The organism is Streptomyces sp. NPDC094032 (assembly GCF_040303965.1).
GTDB lineage: Bacteria > Actinomycetota > Actinomycetes > Streptomycetales > Streptomycetaceae > Streptomyces.
Genome location: NZ_JBEOUE010000012.1, coordinates 76,455 through 94,788 on the forward strand (window position 1 = coordinate 76,455; position 18,334 = coordinate 94,788).

The window sequence follows — 18,334 nt, forward strand, 5'->3', positions numbered from 1 at the left end:
CCCGTCGGGCCGGGGGGACGCTGTCGTGGCCGGGACTCAGCCGCCGTAGCCGCCCTCACCGTGGTGACCGTCGACGTTCGCGCACTGGTTGCCGAAGGTCGGGTTCAGCAGGCCGATGATGCTGACGCTGTTGCCGCAGAGGTTGACCGGCACGTGGACCGGGACCTGCACGACGTTGCCGGAGGCGACGCCGGGAGAGTGGGCGGCGACCGCCTCGGCGCCGGAGTCGGCGACGGCCAGGCCGGCTCCGCTGAGGGCAACGGCACCCGTGCCGGCGAGAACAGCGGCAGCCTTCGCGATGCGAGACATCAAGAACTCCTTGAACGTGGAAAGCGACCGCGAGAATCACGGTCACGCGTTTCTTCAACGCCGAAATGCCGTGCGGGTCACGGCCATTGCGCCGAATGGAAACTCATCGGAAGAGATGGCCCGCAGATCACCCGAACGCCCGCCGTCGGATACGGCGGGGCGGACCGGGACCTGCGGGCCGCGGCCATGCGACAAGCCTTCATCTGCAACGAGCAGAGATCCCTCGGGTGGCGGGAAGAATCGTGTCTTCACCCGCCGGATCAATGGTCGTACAAAAGAGCGCCGTCCGGCCGGCTACGGTGCCAGGCCCAGCTGCGGGTCCAGCGCGCCGTTCAGCGCGGGGGCGAGGACGCCGACCTCGGGCGCCGTGAGCCCCGGCAGGATCCCGCCGGCCTGCGGGGTGCGCAGCGCGTTGCCCACGGTGGCACCGGGGGTGACGGCCTTCATCTCCGCGCGGGGGCTGGTGAGCTCGGCCGTGCCGGGCTCGCTGTCCCTGAGGAGCTCGGGCAGCGGGGCGGCGATGTCGGTCCGCGACAGGGTGCTGTCGAGCGGGATACGGGGCAGGGTGAGGTCCGGCAGGCTGCCGACGCCCTCGTGGAAGCCGGTGGGCGCACCCGGCACCGGCGTGGGGACGCCGGTGGCGATGGTGGGGGCGTCCATCGGGATCACCGGCTCAAGGCCCTGGAGCGGCACCACCACGGGGGCGTCGGCGACGGCGGGGGTCGCCAGGGCCGCGGACGCGAGGGCGGTGGCCAGGAGACCCAGGCCGGCGTGAGATCGCAGATTCATGTCCTGCAAACGAGTTCCGGGCGGGGAACGTGACGCAATTCCCCTGAGTGCAGCAACGCCGGGGGTCCTCACCGGTGAGCGGCGAGGACCCGGGTTGACGAAGCGTCAGCGTGGGGTTCAGTGGCGGCCGCGGACCAGCCGGCCGCCGCGCAGGTACATCACGCTGCCGCCGACGAGGAGCGCGGCGCTGATGGCGGCGGCTCCCATGAGAGCGGCGGAGTCGCTGCCGGTGTCGGGGAGGTGGGGGTGACCGCCGGGGTGCCCGGGAGGCGGCGTGGTCTCACCACCGGGACCGCAGTCCGGCCCGGTCTCGTCGTCGCAGCCCGGCTCGTCCGGGTTGGTGGGCGGCGGGGTCTCGCCACCGGGCGGGGTCGGGTGGGTGGGCGGCGGGGTGGTCCCGCCCCCGGGGACGCAGTCCGGCCCGCTCTGGCCGTCCTCGCACCCCGGCTCGTCCGGGTTGGTGGGCGGCGGCGTCTCCCCGCCGGGCTCATGACAGCCCGGCCCGGTGTCGCCCTCCTCGCACCCCGGCTCGTCCGGGTTGGTCGGCGGCGGCGTCTCCCCACCCGGCTCGCACCAGGGCCCGCTCTCGCCTTCCTCACAGCCGGGCTCGTCGGGGTTGGTGGGCGGCGGGGTCCCGGGACCCGGACCGCAGTCCGGACCGGGGTGACCGTCCTCGCACTCCCCCGGCCCACCGGGCTCGTCGGGGTTGGTCGGCGGCGGAGTCCCGGGCCCCGGACCACAGTCCGGCCCCGGGTGCCCGTCCTCGCACTCCCCCGGCTCGTCGGGGTTGGTGGGCGGCGGGGTCTCGCCACCGGGCGGGGTCGGGTGGTCTCCCGGCGGGGTCGGGTGGTCTCCGGGCGGCGTGGGGTGGTCCCCGGGCGGGGTCGGGTGGTCCCCGGGCGGCGTGGGGTGATCCCCGGGCGGGTTCGGGTGGTCGCCGGGCGGGTTCCCCTCGTCCCCGTAGCCCCCCGAGTCGTCGTCCCCGTAGCCGTCGGGGTCGTCGGCGGCGGAGTGGACCGCCTTGGCGCACAGTTCGCTGATGGCGGCCCCCAGGGACCCGAGCTGCGCGTGGTCGCCGCAGGCGTCGGCGGCGGCCGGCATCCGGGCGTGGTTCCCCGGGCCGGATCCGGGTGAATCCCCCGCCGCGAAGGCGGAGTTCGCCGCGAGGGCGAAGCCGCCGGTCAGCGAGAGGATGCCCGTCGCCGCGGCGGCCGTGAGCATTTTCCTGGTGATGATGGATCGCATACCGCTCTTCCTCTGGGAAAGGGAGAGACCGGCGAGGATCCCCCCTCGCTCCGACCGGCCCGTGTTCCCCGCCGTCCGACTGCGTGGGGATGGCGAGAGCGTAAGGACCGGATAAGGCGCACGATCGACCCCACGCGACACATGATCCGAAAATCATTCAATCGGACTCACGGAGAGAGCAGAGGAAAGCCCTGGCGGGGAAGGTCCGCCAGGGCCGGTCGCCACAAGGGGCGTTGACAGTCCGTCAGGACGTCAGGACGTCAGCCACCGAGCGGGAGACCGCCGAGCAGGGAGCCCGCGCCCTTGCCGGCCTGGTTCAGCTGACCCGCGGTCTCGGTCACCTTCGCGACGGGCGAGCCGTCCGTGGTGCTGCTGAGCGCGTCCGACTTGAGACCGTCGCTGGTCAGCGATCCGAGGCCACCGTCCAGGCTGGTGGGCACCATCGAGTCCGCGGCCATCGCGGGCGCGGCGACACCCAGGGCCATCACAGAACCGGCGATGACCGCGGCAACCTTGGTGGGCTTCATGAATGAGGGTCCTTCCTTCTGGCGTACACGTGTCGGCGCAAGCAACTCGCTTGCCGTACAGGCCTCTTGGGTGATTCCCGTACGTCGTTCTGCCCTCTGTAACGAGACGTGCGCTCCCCGGAAACTCCGGGAGAAGGGATTTCTCGACACTGCACCCGAATGATGCGGGCCGGTGTGCTTTGCCGATGGAATGACATACGAACAGCCGTGCGCGCCCGGAGTGTCGGCCGGGCGGACCGTCCGGATCCGGGGTCACGTGCCTGCGGGTATAGCCGTCCGCAACCACAGAACTACTGAGCGCCACGTCTCCGTTCGAGTGAATCCCGCCCCCGGCCTGCCCCTCCCCGGGGCGTACGCCGTTGCACTCGGCGGCGCACAGGCGTGCGTCCGAACGGGTCACGACCCAGTGGGCAGACGGCGAAAGGCCGGCGCGCCACCCCTGGCGGGGGTGGCGCGCCGGCCTCGGAAGGACAAACGATCCGGCGTGCGAGATCAGGCGTTGATGCAGGTGTTGCCGAAGGTCGGGTTCAGCAGGCCGATCACGTTGAGGGTGTTGCCGCAGAGGTTGACCGGCACGTGGACCGGGATCTGCACGACGTTGCCGGACGCGACACCCGGGGAGCCCACGGCCGCGGCCTCGGCACCGGCGTCGGCGGAGGCGACACCGGCGGTGCCGGCGACGGCGGCGGCGGCACCGAGGGACAGGACGACGGCCTTCGCGATACGGGACATGAAGAGGATCTCCTCGATCGATGGGAAGCGACGGAAACAGCGCGGGCTGCGAGGTCGGCGCGGACGGTTCGGCCCGGCTCCTTCAACAACGCCCCGGCAATTCATCGGTTGCTCTCCCGAACGGGTGACGTTCAACCGATCTTTGGGCCATAGGAGGGTCATTCGAGTGACCGGACCTGAAAAGGGGCAACACGCTCAACGAGGAACCGGCCTGAAGGATACGGAAGTTAGCGTTTGTGAGCATCTAATGCTTACTATCGCCCGCCGTGGGGGTTATAACGTTCCCGAACGTTGCTTCCGGTCCCGTCACGCGTTCTTGCATTTTGCGCGGACGACACCTTCCTCTCTCCCGGTCTACGCGGGTCTTCCCTTCCTTCTCTCATCAAAGCGGAGAACCTGTATGCGGAATTCAGCGGTTCATGCCGTACGCCGGAGCGTGCTCTGCGCCGTGTCGTGCGCGGCCCTCTCCGCCGCGCTCCCGGCCGCCTCCGCCGTCGCCCCCAAGCCGACGGAAGCCGCCCGGCTCCCCTTCGCCCCCCGGTACCAGGCCGTCCAGCACGGCGGCCTCGTCCGGGCCGCCAACGCCTCGGCCAGGGGCACCCTGGGCACCGAGTCCGTCAACGACAACGCCACGTTGGGGTACGTGGACATCGACGACGACGCCAACACCTACAACTCCAGCAGCGCGGAGCTGCGCGTCCCCGACGGGGCCCGGGTCAGCTGGGCCCGCCTGTACTGGGGCGGCAACCTGCGCGTCGGCGAGCAGAAGCCGCCCAAGGACAACGGGCGGGTGCTGATCGCCGAGCCCGGCGGCTCGTACAAGGCGCTGCTCGCCGACACCACCACCGGTCACCGCACCGGCGACGGCGCCGACGCCTTCCAGGCCTCCGCCGACGTCACCGAGCTGGTCCGCTCGTCCCGTTCGGGCCTGTGGACCGTCGCCCAGGTCAACGTCGCGATGGGCCGTTCGGCCGTCGGCGGATGGGGTGGCTGGACCCTGGTCGCCGCGTACGAGAAAGCCGACGAGCCACTGCGCCGACTGGCCGTATGGGACGGCTTCGAAACGGTCGGCCCGAAGAACCGCGAGCTCGCAATGCAGCTCGCGCTCGGCAAGGACCGTATTCCCCAGGGGGCGGGCGGCCTGCTCGGTCTTGTCGCCTATGACGGCGACCGGGGGACTTCCGGGGATTACCTCGCGGTGGAATCCGAACGGGCTAAGACCGTCACGCGGAGCACGCTCTCCGATTCCGCGAATTCCGCGGACGACGTGATGAACTCCAGCATCACGGAATCGGGAACAAGTCGGATGGAACGACTGCCCGCTCATCAGAACACCCTGGGGTACGACTCCGACGTCTTCGATCTGCGGGGGGCGCTGCGCCATGGGGCCGATCGTTTCCACATCCGCGTCGGCAGCCGGACGGACACCGTCTGGCTCGGCGCGCTCTTCCTCCAGGCGGACGTCCGGCGGGCGGTCGCCCGGAGCTGACGTGCTGCACGCGGTCCAGCCGGGTGACGGCGGGGTCGCCAGGGTCGTCACCGACCTGGTCCGCGCCCAGGTGGCGGACGGGCTGCGGGTCGCCGTGGCCTGCCCGCCCGGCACCGAACTCGCCGACGCCGTACGGGCCGAGGGCGCCGACACGTACGCGTGGCGGGCGGGCCGGGACCCGGGCCCGGCGAGCCTGCGGGAGACCCGGGAGCTGCGGCGGCTGATCCGTACCGTCCGCCCCGCACTCGTCCACGCGCACAGCGCCAAGGCCGGGCTGTGCGCCCGACTCGCCCTGCGGGGACGGGTTCCGACGGTGTATCAGCCGCACGCCTGGTCCTTCGAGGCGGTCGAGGGGCGGACCGCGGCGCTCGCCCGGCGCTGGGAGCGCTGGGCCGCCCGCTGGACGGCCCGGATCGTCTGCGTCAGCGAGGCCGAGCGGCGTACCGGCGAGGCCGCCGGGGTGCGGGCGCCGTGGTCGGTGATCCACAACGGGGTGGACGCCGAGCACTTCGCGCCGCCCCCCGAGGCGGCGCCGTCCGACGGCGGGGCGGCCGGGCCGCTCGTCGTCTGCGTGGGGCGGCTCTGCCGGCAGAAGGGGCAGGACGTGCTGCTCGCCGCCTGGCCGGCGGTGCTCGCCGCCGTGCCGGACGCCCGGCTCGTCCTGGTCGGCGAGGGGCCCGACGGGGAGCGGCTGCGGGCCGCCGCCGGGCCCTCGGTGCGCTTCGCGGGCGCCGTGCCCGACACCGCGCCCTGGTACCGGGCCGCCGATCTCGTCGTGCTGCCCTCCCGCTGGGAGGGCATGGCGCTCGCGCCCCTGGAGGCGATGGCGAGCGGACGGCCGGTGGTCGTCGGCGACGTCGACGGCGCGCGCGAGAGCCTGCCGCCCGGTCATGAGGAGCTGTGTCTGGTCCCGCCCGGGGACCCGGCCGCCCTCGCCGCCGCGCTCGGCCGCCTGCTGGGCGAGCCCGGGCTGCGGCGCTCGATGGGCCGCGAGGCCCGCGAGCACGTACTCAGCAGATTCGATGTGCGGCGCACCGGCGCGGCCGTCGCGGAGCTCTACCGCGAACTGGCCGGAGTGCGGTGCACGGAGCACAGAGAGCCGATTGCGCAGTGACTACCGAAAGCACCAGCGTCCCTTCCTCACCGGGCCCGTGGCCCTCGGTGGGCTCCTTCACGGGCCTCGCCTCCCTGGCGTCGCCGCGCGGCGCCTCCAACCGGCTGGCGCTGCCGCCACGGCGTCCGGCCCGGACGCGGTTCTCCGTCGTGCCGCTGACGGCGGCCGACGCCGTCGCCGTCCTGCTCGCGGTCGGCGTGCTGTCCGTCGCGCACCGGCGCTGGGAGCTCTCGCTGCTGGTCGTCGGCATCGTCGTCCTGCTGGACGGCCGGGCCGGTCTGTACCGGCCCGGCGCCGTGCTCGCCGGGGCCCTCGACGACCTGCCCGCGCTGGCCTCCCGGGCCGGTGTCGCCTGGTGCGTGACGGCCGCCGCGGTCGCCGCGTACGCCCCGGGTCTCGCGATCGGCCCGCTGCGGCTGTGCGGCGCGTACGGGACGCACCTCGCGGCCGTGGTCACGCTGCGCGGACTCGTGCACGCGCGGCGGCGGCGGGCGGTCCGGGCGCATCCGCGCTCGGCGCTCGTGGTCGGCGCGCCCGGCGCGGCGCGGCGGTTCGCGGCGGCGCTCGGGCAGCACCCCGAGTACGGCATCCGGCCGGTGGGCCTGGTGGCCGGGCGGCCGGACGGCGAGCGGGGGCTCCCGGTGCTCACCACGCCCGAGGAGATCCACCGGGCGGTCATCCAGAACACCGTCCGCGACGCCGTCTTCCTCACCGAGGACGACGGGCTCGTGACCCTCTTCCAGCACTACGGTTGCACCACCTGGCGGGTCGGCGGCGAGCCGCGGCCCGGCGCGATGGGCGACCACCTGTGGGGGTACGGCAGCCACCGCCTGGTGCCGATCGCCGAGCGGCGCGGGCTGACCGCGAAGCGGGCCCTGGACGTGGCGCTCGCCGGGCCCGCGCTCGCGGTCGCGCTGCCGGTGCTCGTCGTCTGCGCGCTGGCGGTGCGGCTCGCGGACGGGCCCGGGGTGCTGTTCCGGCAGGAGCGGGTGGGCCAGAACGGGCGCCTGTTCACGCTGCTCAAGTTCCGTACGCTGCGCCCGTCCGACGAGACGGAGTCGGCGACCCGGTGGAGCGTCGCCCACGACCACCGGATGAGCGCCGCCGGGCACTTCCTGCGCAAGACCTCGCTGGACGAGCTGCCGCAGTTGTGGAACGTGCTGCGCGGCGACATGAGCCTGGTCGGGCCGCGGCCCGAACGGCCGTACTTCGTGGCCCAGTTCAGCCGGGTGCACGCCGGGTACGCGGCCCGGCACCGGATGCCGGTGGGGCTCACCGGGCTCGCCCAGGTGCACGGGCTGCGCGGCGACACCTCGATCGAGGACCGCTGCCGCTTCGACAACCACTACATCGACCACTGGTCGCTCTGGCAGGACGTGTGCATCCTGCTGCGCACGGCGGCCGGGCTCGTGCGACCGACGGGGAGCTGACGATGGCGACGGCCGTTTCGCTGCCGGGGACCGGCCCGGCCGGCCTCGGGGTACGGGAGTGGGCGCGCAGGGCCGGGTCCCTGTCGCCGGTGCTCGCCGTGATCGCCCTGCTGCTCGTGCCGGGCGGCGGGGGCGGCGCGCAGGGCGGAACGGGCGGTACGGGCACGGTCGCCGACGCCGCGTCGGGGCTGCTCGTGCTGATCTGCCTGGTGCGGGTGGTGCGTTCGGGGGCGCGGCCGCTGAGCCGGGCGGCGGCCGTCGTGCTCGGGCTGCCGGTGTTCGGCGTCTGCCTGGCGGCGATCACCTCCCACGACCCGGGCGCCAGCCTGCCGGGCGTCGCCCGCTACGTACAGATCTTCGTGCTCGTCCCGGCGGCCGTGCTCCTGATGATCCGCGACCGGCGGGACTTCGCCGTGGTGGCGTGGGCGCTGGTCGGCCTCGGCCTCCTGGAGGGCGGGGTGGGCGTCGTGCAGTTCCTGACCGGCACCGGCGCCTCCTACCAGGGCGCGGACATCCGCGCGGTCGGCACCTTCGGGGCGACCGACGTGATGGGCATGGCGACGGTCGTCGCGTACGCCCTGGTCATCGCGACCGGGCTCGCGCTGGGCGGGACGGCGGGCCGGGCCCGTACGGCGGCGCTGGTCTGCGCCGGGCTGCTCTTCCTGCCGCTCGTCCTCTCCTTCAGCCGGGGCGCCTGGATCGCGACCGTGCTGACCGTCGCCGCCCAGCTGCTCCTGTCGGGCCTGCGGCGGGCCGGGCGGGTGGCGCTCGCCGCGGGCGCGCTGGGCGTGGTCCTGGTGGGCGGGCTCGGCATCGGCTCCGAGATGGTGAAGGAGCGGGTCACCAGCATCACCCAGGTCGCGGCGGCGCCCGACCAGTCGGTGACCGACCGGTACACGATGTGGGCGGCGGCGGGCCGGATGTGGCAGAGCGAGCCGCTGACGGGCGTGGGCCTGAAGGGCTTCCCCGCGTACCGCGATTCGAACGCCTCGCTGGCGCTGTCCTCCGGCAGCGACACGGCGGGCGCGGGCGCCGTCTTCCAGCGCCAGCCGCTGCTCTCCCCGCACAACATGTACCTGCTGATCCTGAGCGAGCAGGGCCTGATCGGTCTGCTCGCCCTGGCGGGCGGCTGGGCCGCGCTCCTGGTCATGGCCCTGCGGCGGCGCCGCCTCGGCGCGGACCGCGCCCTGGTCGCCGTCGGCCTGCTGGCCTGGCAGCTCATCGACTTCTTCTACGCGGACATCGGCGGCCCCTCGACGGTCCTGATGTCGGTCGTCCTCGGCCTGGCCGCGTGGTGGTCCCTGGCGGAGGCGCCCCGTGCGTGACCCCTGGTCCGCCCCTCCGGACCCGACGGACACCTCCCCGGTCCCGCCCGCCCCCGTCACCGGCGCGCGGGACCACGGCGCGCCCGCGGGGGGTCGCCTCCCGGGCGGGGCGTCGGGCCCGTCGTACGCGAGCGGACCCGCGGGGGGTCCGGTGGCGCCCGGCGGCTCCGATCCCGGGCTCACCGACCCGTGGGCGGACGCCCCGGCGGGCGACGCGCTGTGCGGCCTGCCCCCGGCCGACGCGGCCGGACCCGCGGGGGGTCCGGCCGCGCCCGGCGGTGCGGCGGGGCTCGCCGGAGGGCCCGTGGCGCCCCGTCGCTCCGGTGCCGGGCTCGCCGACCCCTGGGCGGCCGGTGGTTCGGTCGAGGACACCCTCGATCTGCTCTGCGGGCTGCCGCCGGACGGTCCCGTCGAGGCTCGACGGCACGCGGGCGGTGCGCCGGCGCGTGGGCACGGTGCGCGGACGCTGGCCGGGGCGCCGCCGGCGCGGGCCGGGGCCGGGAGCGGGCGGGCGCCTCGCGCGGCCGGGCCCGCGCACCGGGCGCAGGCCGGCGCCCGGACCGTACGCCGGACCGGACACGAGCCCGCTCCGGCGGCGGAACCCGACGGCCGGCCCGCCCTCCTGGGCGGCCGCCCGCTGGCCGGCGGGGCCCGGCCCCTCGAACCCGCCGCCCGGCCGGTGCCGGGGGCGGACGGCGAGCACGGCTGGTCGCCCCGGTCCGCCCCCGACCGCCCGCCGACGGGCACCGGCCGCCACGCCCTGCGCAAGGCCCCGCCGGGCTCCTCGGGCTCCTCGGGCTCCTCCGGCCGGTTCCTGCTCCGCGCCGCCTTCGTGACGGCGGCGCTCACGGCCGTCGGGGCCGTGCTCGGGCTCGTACGGGACCAGATCCTGGCCCGGTACTTCGGGGCGGGGGCCGAGACCGACGCCTTCCTCGTGGCGTGGACCGTGCCGGAGTTCGCGTCGACGCTGCTCATCGAGGACGCGATGGCGCTGATCCTGGTGCCCGCGTTCTCGCGCGCCCTGGCCCGCCGCTCGGGCAGCCTCTTCGGGGACCCGGTCCGGGCCCTCGTACGCGCCACGCTGCCCCGGCTCGTGCTGACCGTCGCCGCCGTCGCCGCGCTGCTCGTCGCAACCGCCCCGCTGCTCGTATCCGCGCTGGCGCCGGGCCTCCCGGACCCGCGGCTCGCCGTCGACTGCACCCGTCTGACGGCGACCTGCGTGCTCTCCTTCGCGCTCACCGGGTACTGCTCGGCCGCCCTGCGCGCGCACGGCTCGTTCCTGCCGCCGGCCGCGATCTACGTGGCGTACAACGTCGGCATCATCGGCACGATCCTGGTCCTGCGCGAGCCCTTCGGCGTCCGGGCCGCCGCCGCCGGGGTCGCCGTCGGCGGCGTCCTGATGGTGCTGGTCCAGGCGCCCTCGCTGCTGCGGGAGCTGCGCACCCGGCCGGTGCCGAAGGAGGAGCCGGTGCCGGTGCCGGCCGGCGACGGGCGGCTGCTCGTGCTCGGGATGATCGCGCCGGTCATCGTCTTCGCGCTCACCCGCCAGTCGCAGATCCTCGTCGAGCGCTTCCTCGCCTCGCCGCTCCCGGCCGGCGCCATCTCGCATCTGAACTACGCGCAGAAGGTCGCGCAGATGCCGATGATCCTCTCCCTGATGCTGTGCACGGTCAGCTTCCCCGTCGTCGCCCGCGCCCTCGCGGCCGGCGAGGCGGAGGCGGCCCGCCGCCGGGTGGAGCGGGATCTGCTGCTCGCCGCGGTCGTCGTCCTGGTCGGCGCGTCGACGGTGATCGCCGCCGCCCCGCAGATCGTCCACCTGCTCTTCCAGCGCGGCGCGTTCGACGCCTCCGACACGGCCGCGACCGCCGGTGTCATGCGGGTGTACGCGCTCGGGCTGCTCGGCCAGACCATGGTCGGCGCCCTGGTCCGCTGCTACTTCTCGGCCGCCCGCCCGCTCTGGTACCCGGCCGCCGCCATGGCCACCGGGCTCGCCACGACCGCGCTCGCCGGGGCCGTCGGCGCCCATCTGTGGGGCGCCGTCGGCATCGCCGGTGCCAACGCGCTCGGCATCACCGTCTCCGCCGTGATGCTGCTGCTCGGCGCGCACCGCCAGTCCGTGCCGATCGACGTGCGCCGCCTCGGCGAGGGCCTGCTGCGGCTCGCCACAGCGGCCGCCTGGGCCACCGGCGCCGGCTGGCTGTGCTCCGTGGCGATCGGCCCGCCCGTCCTCGCCGTCGCCGTCGCCGCGCTCGTGGTCGTCGGCGTCTTCCTGCTGTTCGTCGCGTGCGCCGCCAAGGCGCCCGAGATTCCGCCCCTGCCCCGATCCGCCTGCCGAAGGACCCCCCATGCCCGCCGCCGTGCTGCGTCGACTGCTGCCGAAGCCCCCTCTGTGGGTGGCGATGTACCACTCGATCGCGGACAGCCCCGATGATCCGTACCAGGTGACCGTCTCGCCCGTGCGCTTCGCCCGGCAGCTGCACTGGCTGGGCGACCGGGGGCTGCGCGGGGTGTCCGTACGGGAGCTGCTCGCGGCGGCCGCCGAGGGCCGGGCCCGCGGGCTCGTCGGGCTGACCTTCGACGACGGCTACGCCGACTTCCTCGACACGGCGGTGCCGCTGCTGCGCCGGCACGGCTTCACGGCGACCGTGTACGTGCTGCCCGGGCGGCTCGGCGGCGACAACGCCTGGGACGAACTGGGCCCGCGCAAGCCGCTGCTCGACGAGGACGGCATCCGGCGCGCGGCCGCCGCCGGCATGGAGATCGGCTCGCACGGCCTGCGCCACGTCGACCTGGTCGCCCTGGCGGACGCCGACCCCGAGGGCCTCGCCGCCGAGACCCGGCACAGCCGGGAGCTGATCGAGGACATCACCGGCGACCCGGTGGACGGCTTCTGCTACCCGTACGGGACGGTCGACGCCCGAGTCGTACGCGCCGTCCGCGAGGCCGGCTACCGCCATGCCTGCGCCATCGACCCCGGCCCGCTGAGCAGCGTGTTCGCCCTGCCCCGGGTGCACGTCGGCGAGGCGGACACCTCCAGGCGGCTGACCGCGAAGCGGCTCCTGCACCCGCTGCGCCGCACCGGTCCCGCCGACCTGGTCCCCGCGCGGAGCGGGCCGGACCTGGCCGTCCTGTCGTGAGCGCCGACCTGAAGGTGCTGCACGTGATCACCGGGCTCGGCATCGGCGGCGCCGAGCAGCAGCTGCGGCTGCTGCTGCGCCATCTGCCGGTGCGGGGCCGGGTGGTGACGCTGACCAACCCGGGGGCGGTCGCCGACGGCATCGAGGCCGACGGCACCCCCGTCACCCACCTCGGCATGACCGGCAACCGGGACCTCGGCGCGCTGCCCCGGCTGACCCGGCTGATCCGGCAGGGCGGTTACGACCTCGTCCACACGCACCTCTACCGGGCCTGCGTGTACGGGCGGGCGGCCGCGCGGCTCGCCGGGGTCCGCCCCGTCATCGCGACCGAGCACTCCCTGGGCGAGGCCCAGATCGAGGGGCGCCCGCTCTCCGCCGGGACCCGCGCGCTGTACCTGGCCTCCGAACGCCTCGGCACCTCCACGGTCGCCGTCTCGCCGAGCGTCGCCCGCCGGCTGGCCGACTGGGGGGTGGCCCCGTCCCGTATCCGGGTGGTGCCGAACGGCATCGAGAGCGAGCGCTTCGCGTACGACCCGAGGGCGCGGGCCATGACACGGGCGGCGCTCGGCCTGCCCGCCGACGCGTTCGTGGTGGGCGGGGTGGGGCGGCTCACGGCCGGGAAGCGGTTCGACCGGCTGGTACGGGCGGTGGCCTCGGTCCCGGAGGCGCGGCTGCTGCTCGTCGGCGAGGGCGAGCGGCGGGCCGAGCTGCTGCGGGTGGCGCGGGAGTGCGGGGCCGCCGACCGGGTGCTGCTGGCCGGGGCGTTCGAGGACCCGCCGGCGCGTCCGGCGGGCGGCCAGCCCGATCTGCCGTCGCTGCTCGCCGCGATGGACGTCTTCGTGTCCACCTCCCCCGACGAGACCTTCGGGCTCGCGGTCGTCGAGGCACTGGCGGCGGGGCTGCCCGCGCTGTACGTGGCCTGTCCCGCCGTCGACGACCTGCCGCCGGGCGCGGCGCCCGGGGCCCGGCGGATCGGCGGGTCGGTGCCCGAGCTGATCGGCGCCCTGCGCGAGGCGCGGGGCTCCGGCGCCGGGCGGCTGCCGCTCCCCGAGGCCGCCCGCCACTACGACATCGCGCACAGCGCCCGGCAGTTGCTGTCCCTCTACGACCAGGCCGTCCACGGCACCCCTCTTCCCGTGAAGTGAGAGCTGACCACCATGACCACGACCCCGCCACGACTCCCGTTCCTCACCCCCGCCCGCTGGATGGTGCTGCCGGCCGCCGCGCTCGCCGGCGCGGTCCTCGGCGGCGGCTACGGCGCCGTGAAGGCTCCCCAGTACGCGGCGACCAGCTATGTGATCGTCGTCCCCTCGGAGAAGTCCGACCCGGCCTCGGCGCTCGGCTTCGCCCAGGCGTACGGGCGGGTCGCCACCGACATCGCGGTGACCGGCGACGCCCAGGTGTGGGCGGGCGTCTCCGCGGACACGCTGCGCTCCAGCGTGCAGGCGGCGACCTCGCCGGACGCGCCGATGATCTCGATCACGGCCCGCTCGACGAAGGCCGCGCAGGCCGTGTCGATGGCCGACGGCGTGGCCCGCGCGCTGGTCCTCGACAGTTCCCATGTCGCCTCGAACACGGGCGTGAAGGTCGTCCAGTTCTCCCGGGCGACCAAGCCGGTGACCCCGGTGTCCCCGTCGGCCCCCCTGTCGGCGCTGGTCGGCGCCTGTGCGGGCGGCCTGCTCGGCGGTCTGGTGCTGCTGGTCCGGCCGAAGCGGGCCGCGCGGGCCGAGGCGCGCCACTCGCGGCAGGGCGCCGCCGTACCGGGTCCCGCCATGGCGGCGCAGCAGCCGGAACCGGAGGCGGTGTGAGCGGCAGATCCCTGGACGCCGGGTACGCCGGGTACGCCGAGGTCTGCCGGGACGAGGCCGGGTTCGGCCGGCTCGGCCCCGAGTGGGCGGCGCTGTACACCCGTTGCTCGACGGCGACACCGTTCCAGTCGCACTCGTGGCTGCACTCCTGGTGGCTCTCGTACGGCCGTCCCGGCGCGCTGCGGGTGGTCCTGGTCCGGCGCGCGGACGGCACCCTGGTCGCGGCGGCTCCGCTGATGCGGGCCGCGGGGCCGCTGCCGGTGCTCACCCAGCTCGGCGGCACCATCACCGACTTCACCGACGTCCTCCTGGACGACGGCTGCCCGGACGCGGCGCCCGCGCTCGCCGAGGCGCTCGCGGGTGCCGCGCGCGGTGCGCTGATCGACCTGCGCGAGGTGCGGCCCGGCGCGGCGGCCGAGCGGGTCTTCGACGCGTGGCGCGGGCCCCGGCGGCGGCTCACCGACTCGCTGTGCCTGGAGCTGCCCGCCGTACCGATGGAAGCCCTGCTTGAACGCATCCCGTCGGGCAAGGCCCAGCGGGTGCGGGCGAAGCTGCGCAAGCTGGACGCGCTCGGCATCGACGAGCACATCGTGACCGCGCCGGAGGTCCCGGCCGCGCTCGAACGGCTGCTGAGGCTCCATCAACTCCAGTGGCAGGGCCGGGGCGTGACCGCCGAGCACACCAGCGAGCGGTTCGCCCAGCACCTGGCGCGGGCGGTGCGGCCGATGGTCGAGTGCGGCGACGCGATGGTCACCGAGTTCCGGCTCGCCGGGGACGTGGTGGCCGCCGACCTCACCCTCATGTCGCGGCGGCTCGCGGGCGGTTACCTGTACGGTGCCGATCCCGCGCTGCGGGCCCGCAAGGTGGACGTGGCGACGATGCTGCTGCGGCACGGGGCGCGCGAGACCAGCGCGAGCGGCCGGGCGACGCTGAGCATGCTGCGCGGCACCGAGCCGTACAAGCACCACTGGCGCCCCGAGACGGTCCCCAACCAGCGGCTCATGCTGGGCGGCCGGGCCTCGGCCCCCCTGCTGTGGCTGCGCGCGGGCGCGGCGGCGGGGCGGCGCTGGGCGGCCCGGCAGGCGCGGGAGCGGGAGTGGCTGGGGCGCGCGCTGGGCCGGCTGCCCGGCCGGACCCCGAACGGCGGCGGAGGATGAGCTCCTCCACCGCCGCGCGGACCCGTCACCTGCCGGTCAGAAGGGCCAGACCCCCTTCAGGGCACCCTTCAGACCGCCGCCGAGGCCGTTGGTCCAGCTGGTCGACTCCTTCACGGTGTCCATCACGGAGTTGGTCACGGATTCCTTCACGGAGTCCTTCACGGAGTCCTTCACCGTCTCCTTCCAGGACTCCTTCCAGGAGTCCCTGGGGACGCAGACCGGGCCGCCGATCCAGCTCTCGACCCATGAACCGAGGTTTACGGTCCAGCAGTTGGGCTTGGGGTCGGGCTTCGGCTCAGGCTTGGGCTCGGGCTTCGGCTCAGGCTTCGGCTCAGGCTTCGGCTCGGGCTTGGGCTCGGGCTTGGGTTCCGGCTTCGGTTCAGGCTTGGGCACCGGCACCGTCGGATCCGGCTTCGGCACGGGGACGGTCGGATCCGGCTTGGGCTCCGGCTTCGGCACCGTCGGATCCGGCTTCGGCACAGGCACCGTCGGATCCGGCTTCGGCACAGGCACCGTCGGGACCGGCTTCGGCACAGGCACCGTTGGAACGGTCGGAACAGTCGGAACGGTCGGGTCCGTGGGATGCGTCGGCTCGGTGGGCTCCGTGGGCTCCGTCGGCTGGGTCGGGTCGACCGGGTCGACCGGGTCCGTCGGATACGTGGGGTCGGTCGGCTCCGTCGGCTCGGTCGGCTCCGTCGGGTCGACCGGGTCCGTCGGGACCTGGGGATCGACCCCGTACAGCATCTGACGGAACACCCGGGACGACTTCGGATTGTCGTCGCACTGCCAGACGCCGTGCGGGCAGTAATCGGTGATCGTGTGATACAGCGGCTTGTGCTGCTTCATCCATTCCAGCATGCGCCGCATGTACTCGGGGTTGTCTCCGTTCCGGAACAGACCCCATTCCGGATAGGAGATCTGCTTTCCGTGCTGGGCAGCGAAATCGACCTGCGCCTGAAGCCCGTAGGGCTCGCTGACATGCTGGTCGAAACTCGAACCGGCGGGCTGGTCGTACGAATCCATCCCGACGATGTCGACCACGTCGTCACCCGGGTAGCACTCCGTCCAGGGAACGGCGTCCCTGCCCCGGCTCGGGTTGAAGTCGAAGCGGAAGGTCTGACCGGGCACCGAGCGCATCGACGTGACGATGCGGGTCCAGTACTTCTTCCACGAGGTCGGATCCGGCCCACACCGGCTGGTGTAGGTCGTGCCGTTCATCTCCCAGCCGAGGACGATGACGGTGTCCTGCGCCCCCAGGTCGACCAGCCGCTCGGCCAGCTTCCGGAAGTGGTGGTCGTAGTACCCGGCGGCGCCCAACCGCAGCTGGCGGCGCACCTCGTAGTCGGAGACCCCGGCCTCGTTGCGCTCCAGCATCGGCACGTTCAGGACGAACAGCCGGTCGGTGCGCTCGTTGCGCCAGTCCGCCCAGGCGTCCAGGAAGCCGGGCGCGCCCTCGATGTTCGACCAGACGTCGCCGGGGAGGTACGTGTGGCCGACCCGGAGCTCATGACCGCCGAGCCACCGCTCCAGACGGGAGATGCGGGCCACCCCGAGCGGGCCCGACTCCAGGAAGGCGCCCATCGCACCGGACAGAGTCGGTTGGGGGTCCCGGGTCGTTACGGATTCGGCGGCGTGAGCGGGAGACGACAGCACGACAGAACCTGAGGCAAGGAGACCGGCGGTGAACACCCCCAGCCATCTTCTCGTAGCCCGTCGCTTTCGGTCTGCCATGGCAGCTCCTTCTTCTCTCGCGCCGCTTGATGGTCCGTCAATCTGATACTCCGAAAGTATTCCTAATGAGCCGACCGAGAACTCGGCTTGGATCTGATCAATAGTCCATTAGAGGATTCTTCATCCCCCAGTTGGGGCACCCGAGAACGAAGGACATGCCGTGCCGAGTTTTGACAGCCGCGTCCCCGCGGTCCTTGTGCGGCTCGACCCGAACCCCTTTCATCACGGCACGCTCGGCGCCGCGCGGTCCCTGGGGAGGGCGGGCATCCCCGTCCACGCGGTCGTCGAGTCGCTCTCCAGTCCGGTCGTCCGCTCCCGCTACCTCCGCGGCGCCCACGTCCGCCCCGCCGAGCCGTCCCCGGCCGAGCTCACCCGGCTGCTCCTGCGCGTCGCGGACACGCTGCCCGGCTCCTCGGCGCGGCCCGCGGTCCTGGTGCCCCTCGACGACATCACGGCCCTGTCCCTGGCAGAGTGCCGCCCCGAACTCGCCGCCCGCTACCTGCTCCCCGACCAGTCGCCGGAACAGCTCGCGCGGGTCGCCGACAAGGCCCAGCTCGCGGAGACCTGCCGGGCCCTGTCGCTCCCCCACCCCCGTACCGAACTGCCCACCAGCGCCGACGAGGCCGCCGCCATGGCCTGGTCGCTGGGGCTCCCGGTGATCGCCAAGTGGAGCCGGCCGTGGCTGCTCCCGGCCGGCGGCGGGCTGCGCAGCACCACGATCGTCGGCTCGCTGGCCGAGGTGCGCGAGCTGTACGCGCGCACCCCGCAGGCCGGCAGCAGGCTGCTGCTCCAGGAGCTGCTGCCGCCCGGCCGGGACCTCGACTGGTTCTTCCACGGGTACGTGGACTCCAGAGGCGGCTGCTCGACCGGGGCCACCGGCCGCAAGGAGCGCTCCTGGCCCGACGGCGCCGGGCTCACCGCCGTCGGCCGCTGGAGCGCGAACCCGGCCGTCGACACGATGGCCAGGGAACTGCTCGCCGCGCTCGGCTACCGGGGCGTGTGCGACCTGGACTTCCGGCTCGACCGGGCGACCGGCGCCTACCACCTGCTGGACTTCAACCCGCGCCCCGGCGCCCAGTTCCGGCTCTTCGCCGACCGGGACGGGCTCGACGTGGTGCGCGCGATGCACCTCGACCTGACCGGCCGCGCGGTCCCGGCGCACGCCCCCGCGTACGGACGCCGTTTCGTCGTGGAGAACTACGCGGCCCTGTCCTGCCTCACCTCGCCGCGCCGCCGCTACGCCGCCGAGCCCGGCGCCGCCCGGCGGTCCGGCGAGCGCTTCGAGACGGCCTGGTTCGCCACCGACGACCTCGCCCCGGCCCTCGCGATGGTCAGGGCCTGGTGCTCCCACGCCCTGCGCAAGGGCCTGCTGACGCTCCGTCGGGCGCTGCGAGCCGGGCGCCCCCGGCGCGCGGCCGATCTGTCGTCACCCCCGTCGGCCCGCAGCCGCTCCGACCAGATGACCCAACGATGAGCCACCGGCCGGACCGACTCCCCCAGACACACCTCACTCACTCACCCGGCACGACCGGCACGACTAC

16 protein-coding genes are annotated in these 18,334 nt (G+C 74.3%); 10 read left to right on the forward strand and 6 right to left on the reverse strand.

All coding sequences use genetic code 11. The features are described from left to right. Nucleotides 1-36: 36 nt before the first annotated feature. The 5 genes from ABTZ54_RS18665 to ABTZ54_RS18685 all read right to left on the reverse strand — a co-directional run bounded on the left by ABTZ54_RS18665 (nucleotide 37) and on the right by ABTZ54_RS18685 (nucleotide 3,602). Complete coding sequence (locus ABTZ54_RS18665) at nucleotides 37-309, reverse strand: chaplin (RefSeq protein ID WP_351664413.1); 273 nt, start codon at nucleotides 307-309, stop codon at nucleotides 37-39. A gap of 294 nt (nucleotides 310-603) precedes the next feature. Then, nucleotides 604-1,098, reverse strand: coding sequence for a hypothetical protein (locus ABTZ54_RS18670; protein WP_351664415.1), 495 nt, complete (start codon nucleotides 1,096-1,098; stop codon nucleotides 604-606). A 117-nt stretch (nucleotides 1,099-1,215) separates the two neighbouring features. Further along, complete coding sequence (locus tag ABTZ54_RS18675; RefSeq protein ID WP_351664416.1) at nucleotides 1,216-2,343, reverse strand: LPXTG cell wall anchor domain-containing protein; 1,128 nt, start codon at nucleotides 2,341-2,343, stop codon at nucleotides 1,216-1,218. Between the two features lie 260 nt (nucleotides 2,344-2,603). Continuing rightward, complete coding sequence (locus tag ABTZ54_RS18680; RefSeq protein ID WP_351664418.1) at nucleotides 2,604-2,870, reverse strand: hypothetical protein; 267 nt, start codon at nucleotides 2,868-2,870, stop codon at nucleotides 2,604-2,606. A gap of 492 nt (nucleotides 2,871-3,362) precedes the next feature. Continuing rightward, nucleotides 3,363-3,602, reverse strand: a complete 240-nt coding sequence (locus ABTZ54_RS18685) for a chaplin (RefSeq protein ID WP_351664420.1) — start codon at nucleotides 3,600-3,602, stop codon at nucleotides 3,363-3,365. A gap of 400 nt (nucleotides 3,603-4,002) precedes the next feature. On the opposite strand from ABTZ54_RS18685, the gene ABTZ54_RS18690 reads away from it, so the two are divergent. The 9 genes from ABTZ54_RS18690 to ABTZ54_RS18730 all read left to right on the forward strand — a co-directional run bounded on the left by ABTZ54_RS18690 (nucleotide 4,003) and on the right by ABTZ54_RS18730 (nucleotide 15,062). Next, complete coding sequence (locus ABTZ54_RS18690) at nucleotides 4,003-5,091, forward strand: DUF3344 domain-containing protein (RefSeq protein ID WP_351664422.1); 1,089 nt, start codon at nucleotides 4,003-4,005, stop codon at nucleotides 5,089-5,091. 1 nt (nucleotide 5,092) lies between these two features. After that, nucleotides 5,093-6,205: a glycosyltransferase gene (locus ABTZ54_RS18695; RefSeq protein ID WP_351664424.1), complete on the forward strand. Its 1,113-nt coding sequence runs from the start codon at nucleotides 5,093-5,095 to the stop codon at nucleotides 6,203-6,205. After that, the gene (locus tag ABTZ54_RS18700; RefSeq protein ID WP_351664426.1) at nucleotides 6,202-7,635 is read left to right on the forward strand and encodes a sugar transferase; all 1,434 of its coding nucleotides are present in this window, start codon (nucleotides 6,202-6,204) and stop codon (nucleotides 7,633-7,635) included. The genes ABTZ54_RS18695 and ABTZ54_RS18700 overlap by 4 nt, the downstream gene beginning before the upstream one ends. A 2-nt stretch (nucleotides 7,636-7,637) precedes the next feature. Beyond that, nucleotides 7,638-8,960 carry an O-antigen ligase family protein gene (locus ABTZ54_RS18705; RefSeq protein WP_351664428.1) on the forward strand — a complete coding sequence of 441 codons (1,323 nt, stop codon included), beginning with the start codon at nucleotides 7,638-7,640 and terminating at the stop codon, nucleotides 8,958-8,960. A 679-nt stretch (nucleotides 8,961-9,639) separates the two neighbouring features. Beyond that, nucleotides 9,640-11,391, forward strand: coding sequence for a murein biosynthesis integral membrane protein MurJ (murJ, locus tag ABTZ54_RS18710; RefSeq protein ID WP_502997275.1), 1,752 nt, complete (start codon nucleotides 9,640-9,642; stop codon nucleotides 11,389-11,391). After that, on the forward strand, nucleotides 11,306-12,097 hold the full coding sequence (locus tag ABTZ54_RS18715; RefSeq protein ID WP_351664430.1) for a polysaccharide deacetylase family protein: 792 nt from the start codon (nucleotides 11,306-11,308) through the stop codon (nucleotides 12,095-12,097). Before murJ ends, ABTZ54_RS18715 begins: the two co-directional genes overlap by 86 nt. A gap of 8 nt (nucleotides 12,098-12,105) precedes the next feature. After that, a complete protein-coding gene (locus ABTZ54_RS18720) occupies nucleotides 12,106-13,242 on the forward strand; it encodes a glycosyltransferase (RefSeq protein ID WP_351664682.1) in 1,137 nt (378 codons plus the stop codon). A 12-nt stretch (nucleotides 13,243-13,254) separates the two neighbouring features. Beyond that, the gene (locus ABTZ54_RS18725) at nucleotides 13,255-13,905 is read left to right on the forward strand and encodes a YveK family protein (protein WP_351664432.1); all 651 of its coding nucleotides are present in this window, start codon (nucleotides 13,255-13,257) and stop codon (nucleotides 13,903-13,905) included. Further along, a complete protein-coding gene (locus ABTZ54_RS18730) occupies nucleotides 13,902-15,062 on the forward strand; it encodes a GNAT family N-acetyltransferase (RefSeq protein WP_502997269.1) in 1,161 nt (386 codons plus the stop codon). Before ABTZ54_RS18725 ends, ABTZ54_RS18730 begins: the two co-directional genes overlap by 4 nt. Before the next feature lie 36 nt (nucleotides 15,063-15,098). On the opposite strand, the gene ABTZ54_RS35720 is transcribed toward ABTZ54_RS18730, so the two are convergent. Continuing rightward, entirely contained in the window at nucleotides 15,099-16,643 is a 1,545-nt protein-coding gene (locus ABTZ54_RS35720) for a glycoside hydrolase family 26 protein (RefSeq protein WP_502997270.1), read from the reverse strand. 310 nt (nucleotides 16,644-16,953) lie between these two features. Here ABTZ54_RS35720 and ABTZ54_RS18740 point away from each other — a divergent pair, with 310 nt between their 5' ends. Next, nucleotides 16,954-18,267: a carboxylate--amine ligase gene (locus tag ABTZ54_RS18740; protein ID WP_351664434.1), complete on the forward strand. Its 1,314-nt coding sequence runs from the start codon at nucleotides 16,954-16,956 to the stop codon at nucleotides 18,265-18,267. Nucleotides 18,268-18,334 lie beyond the last annotated feature (67 nt).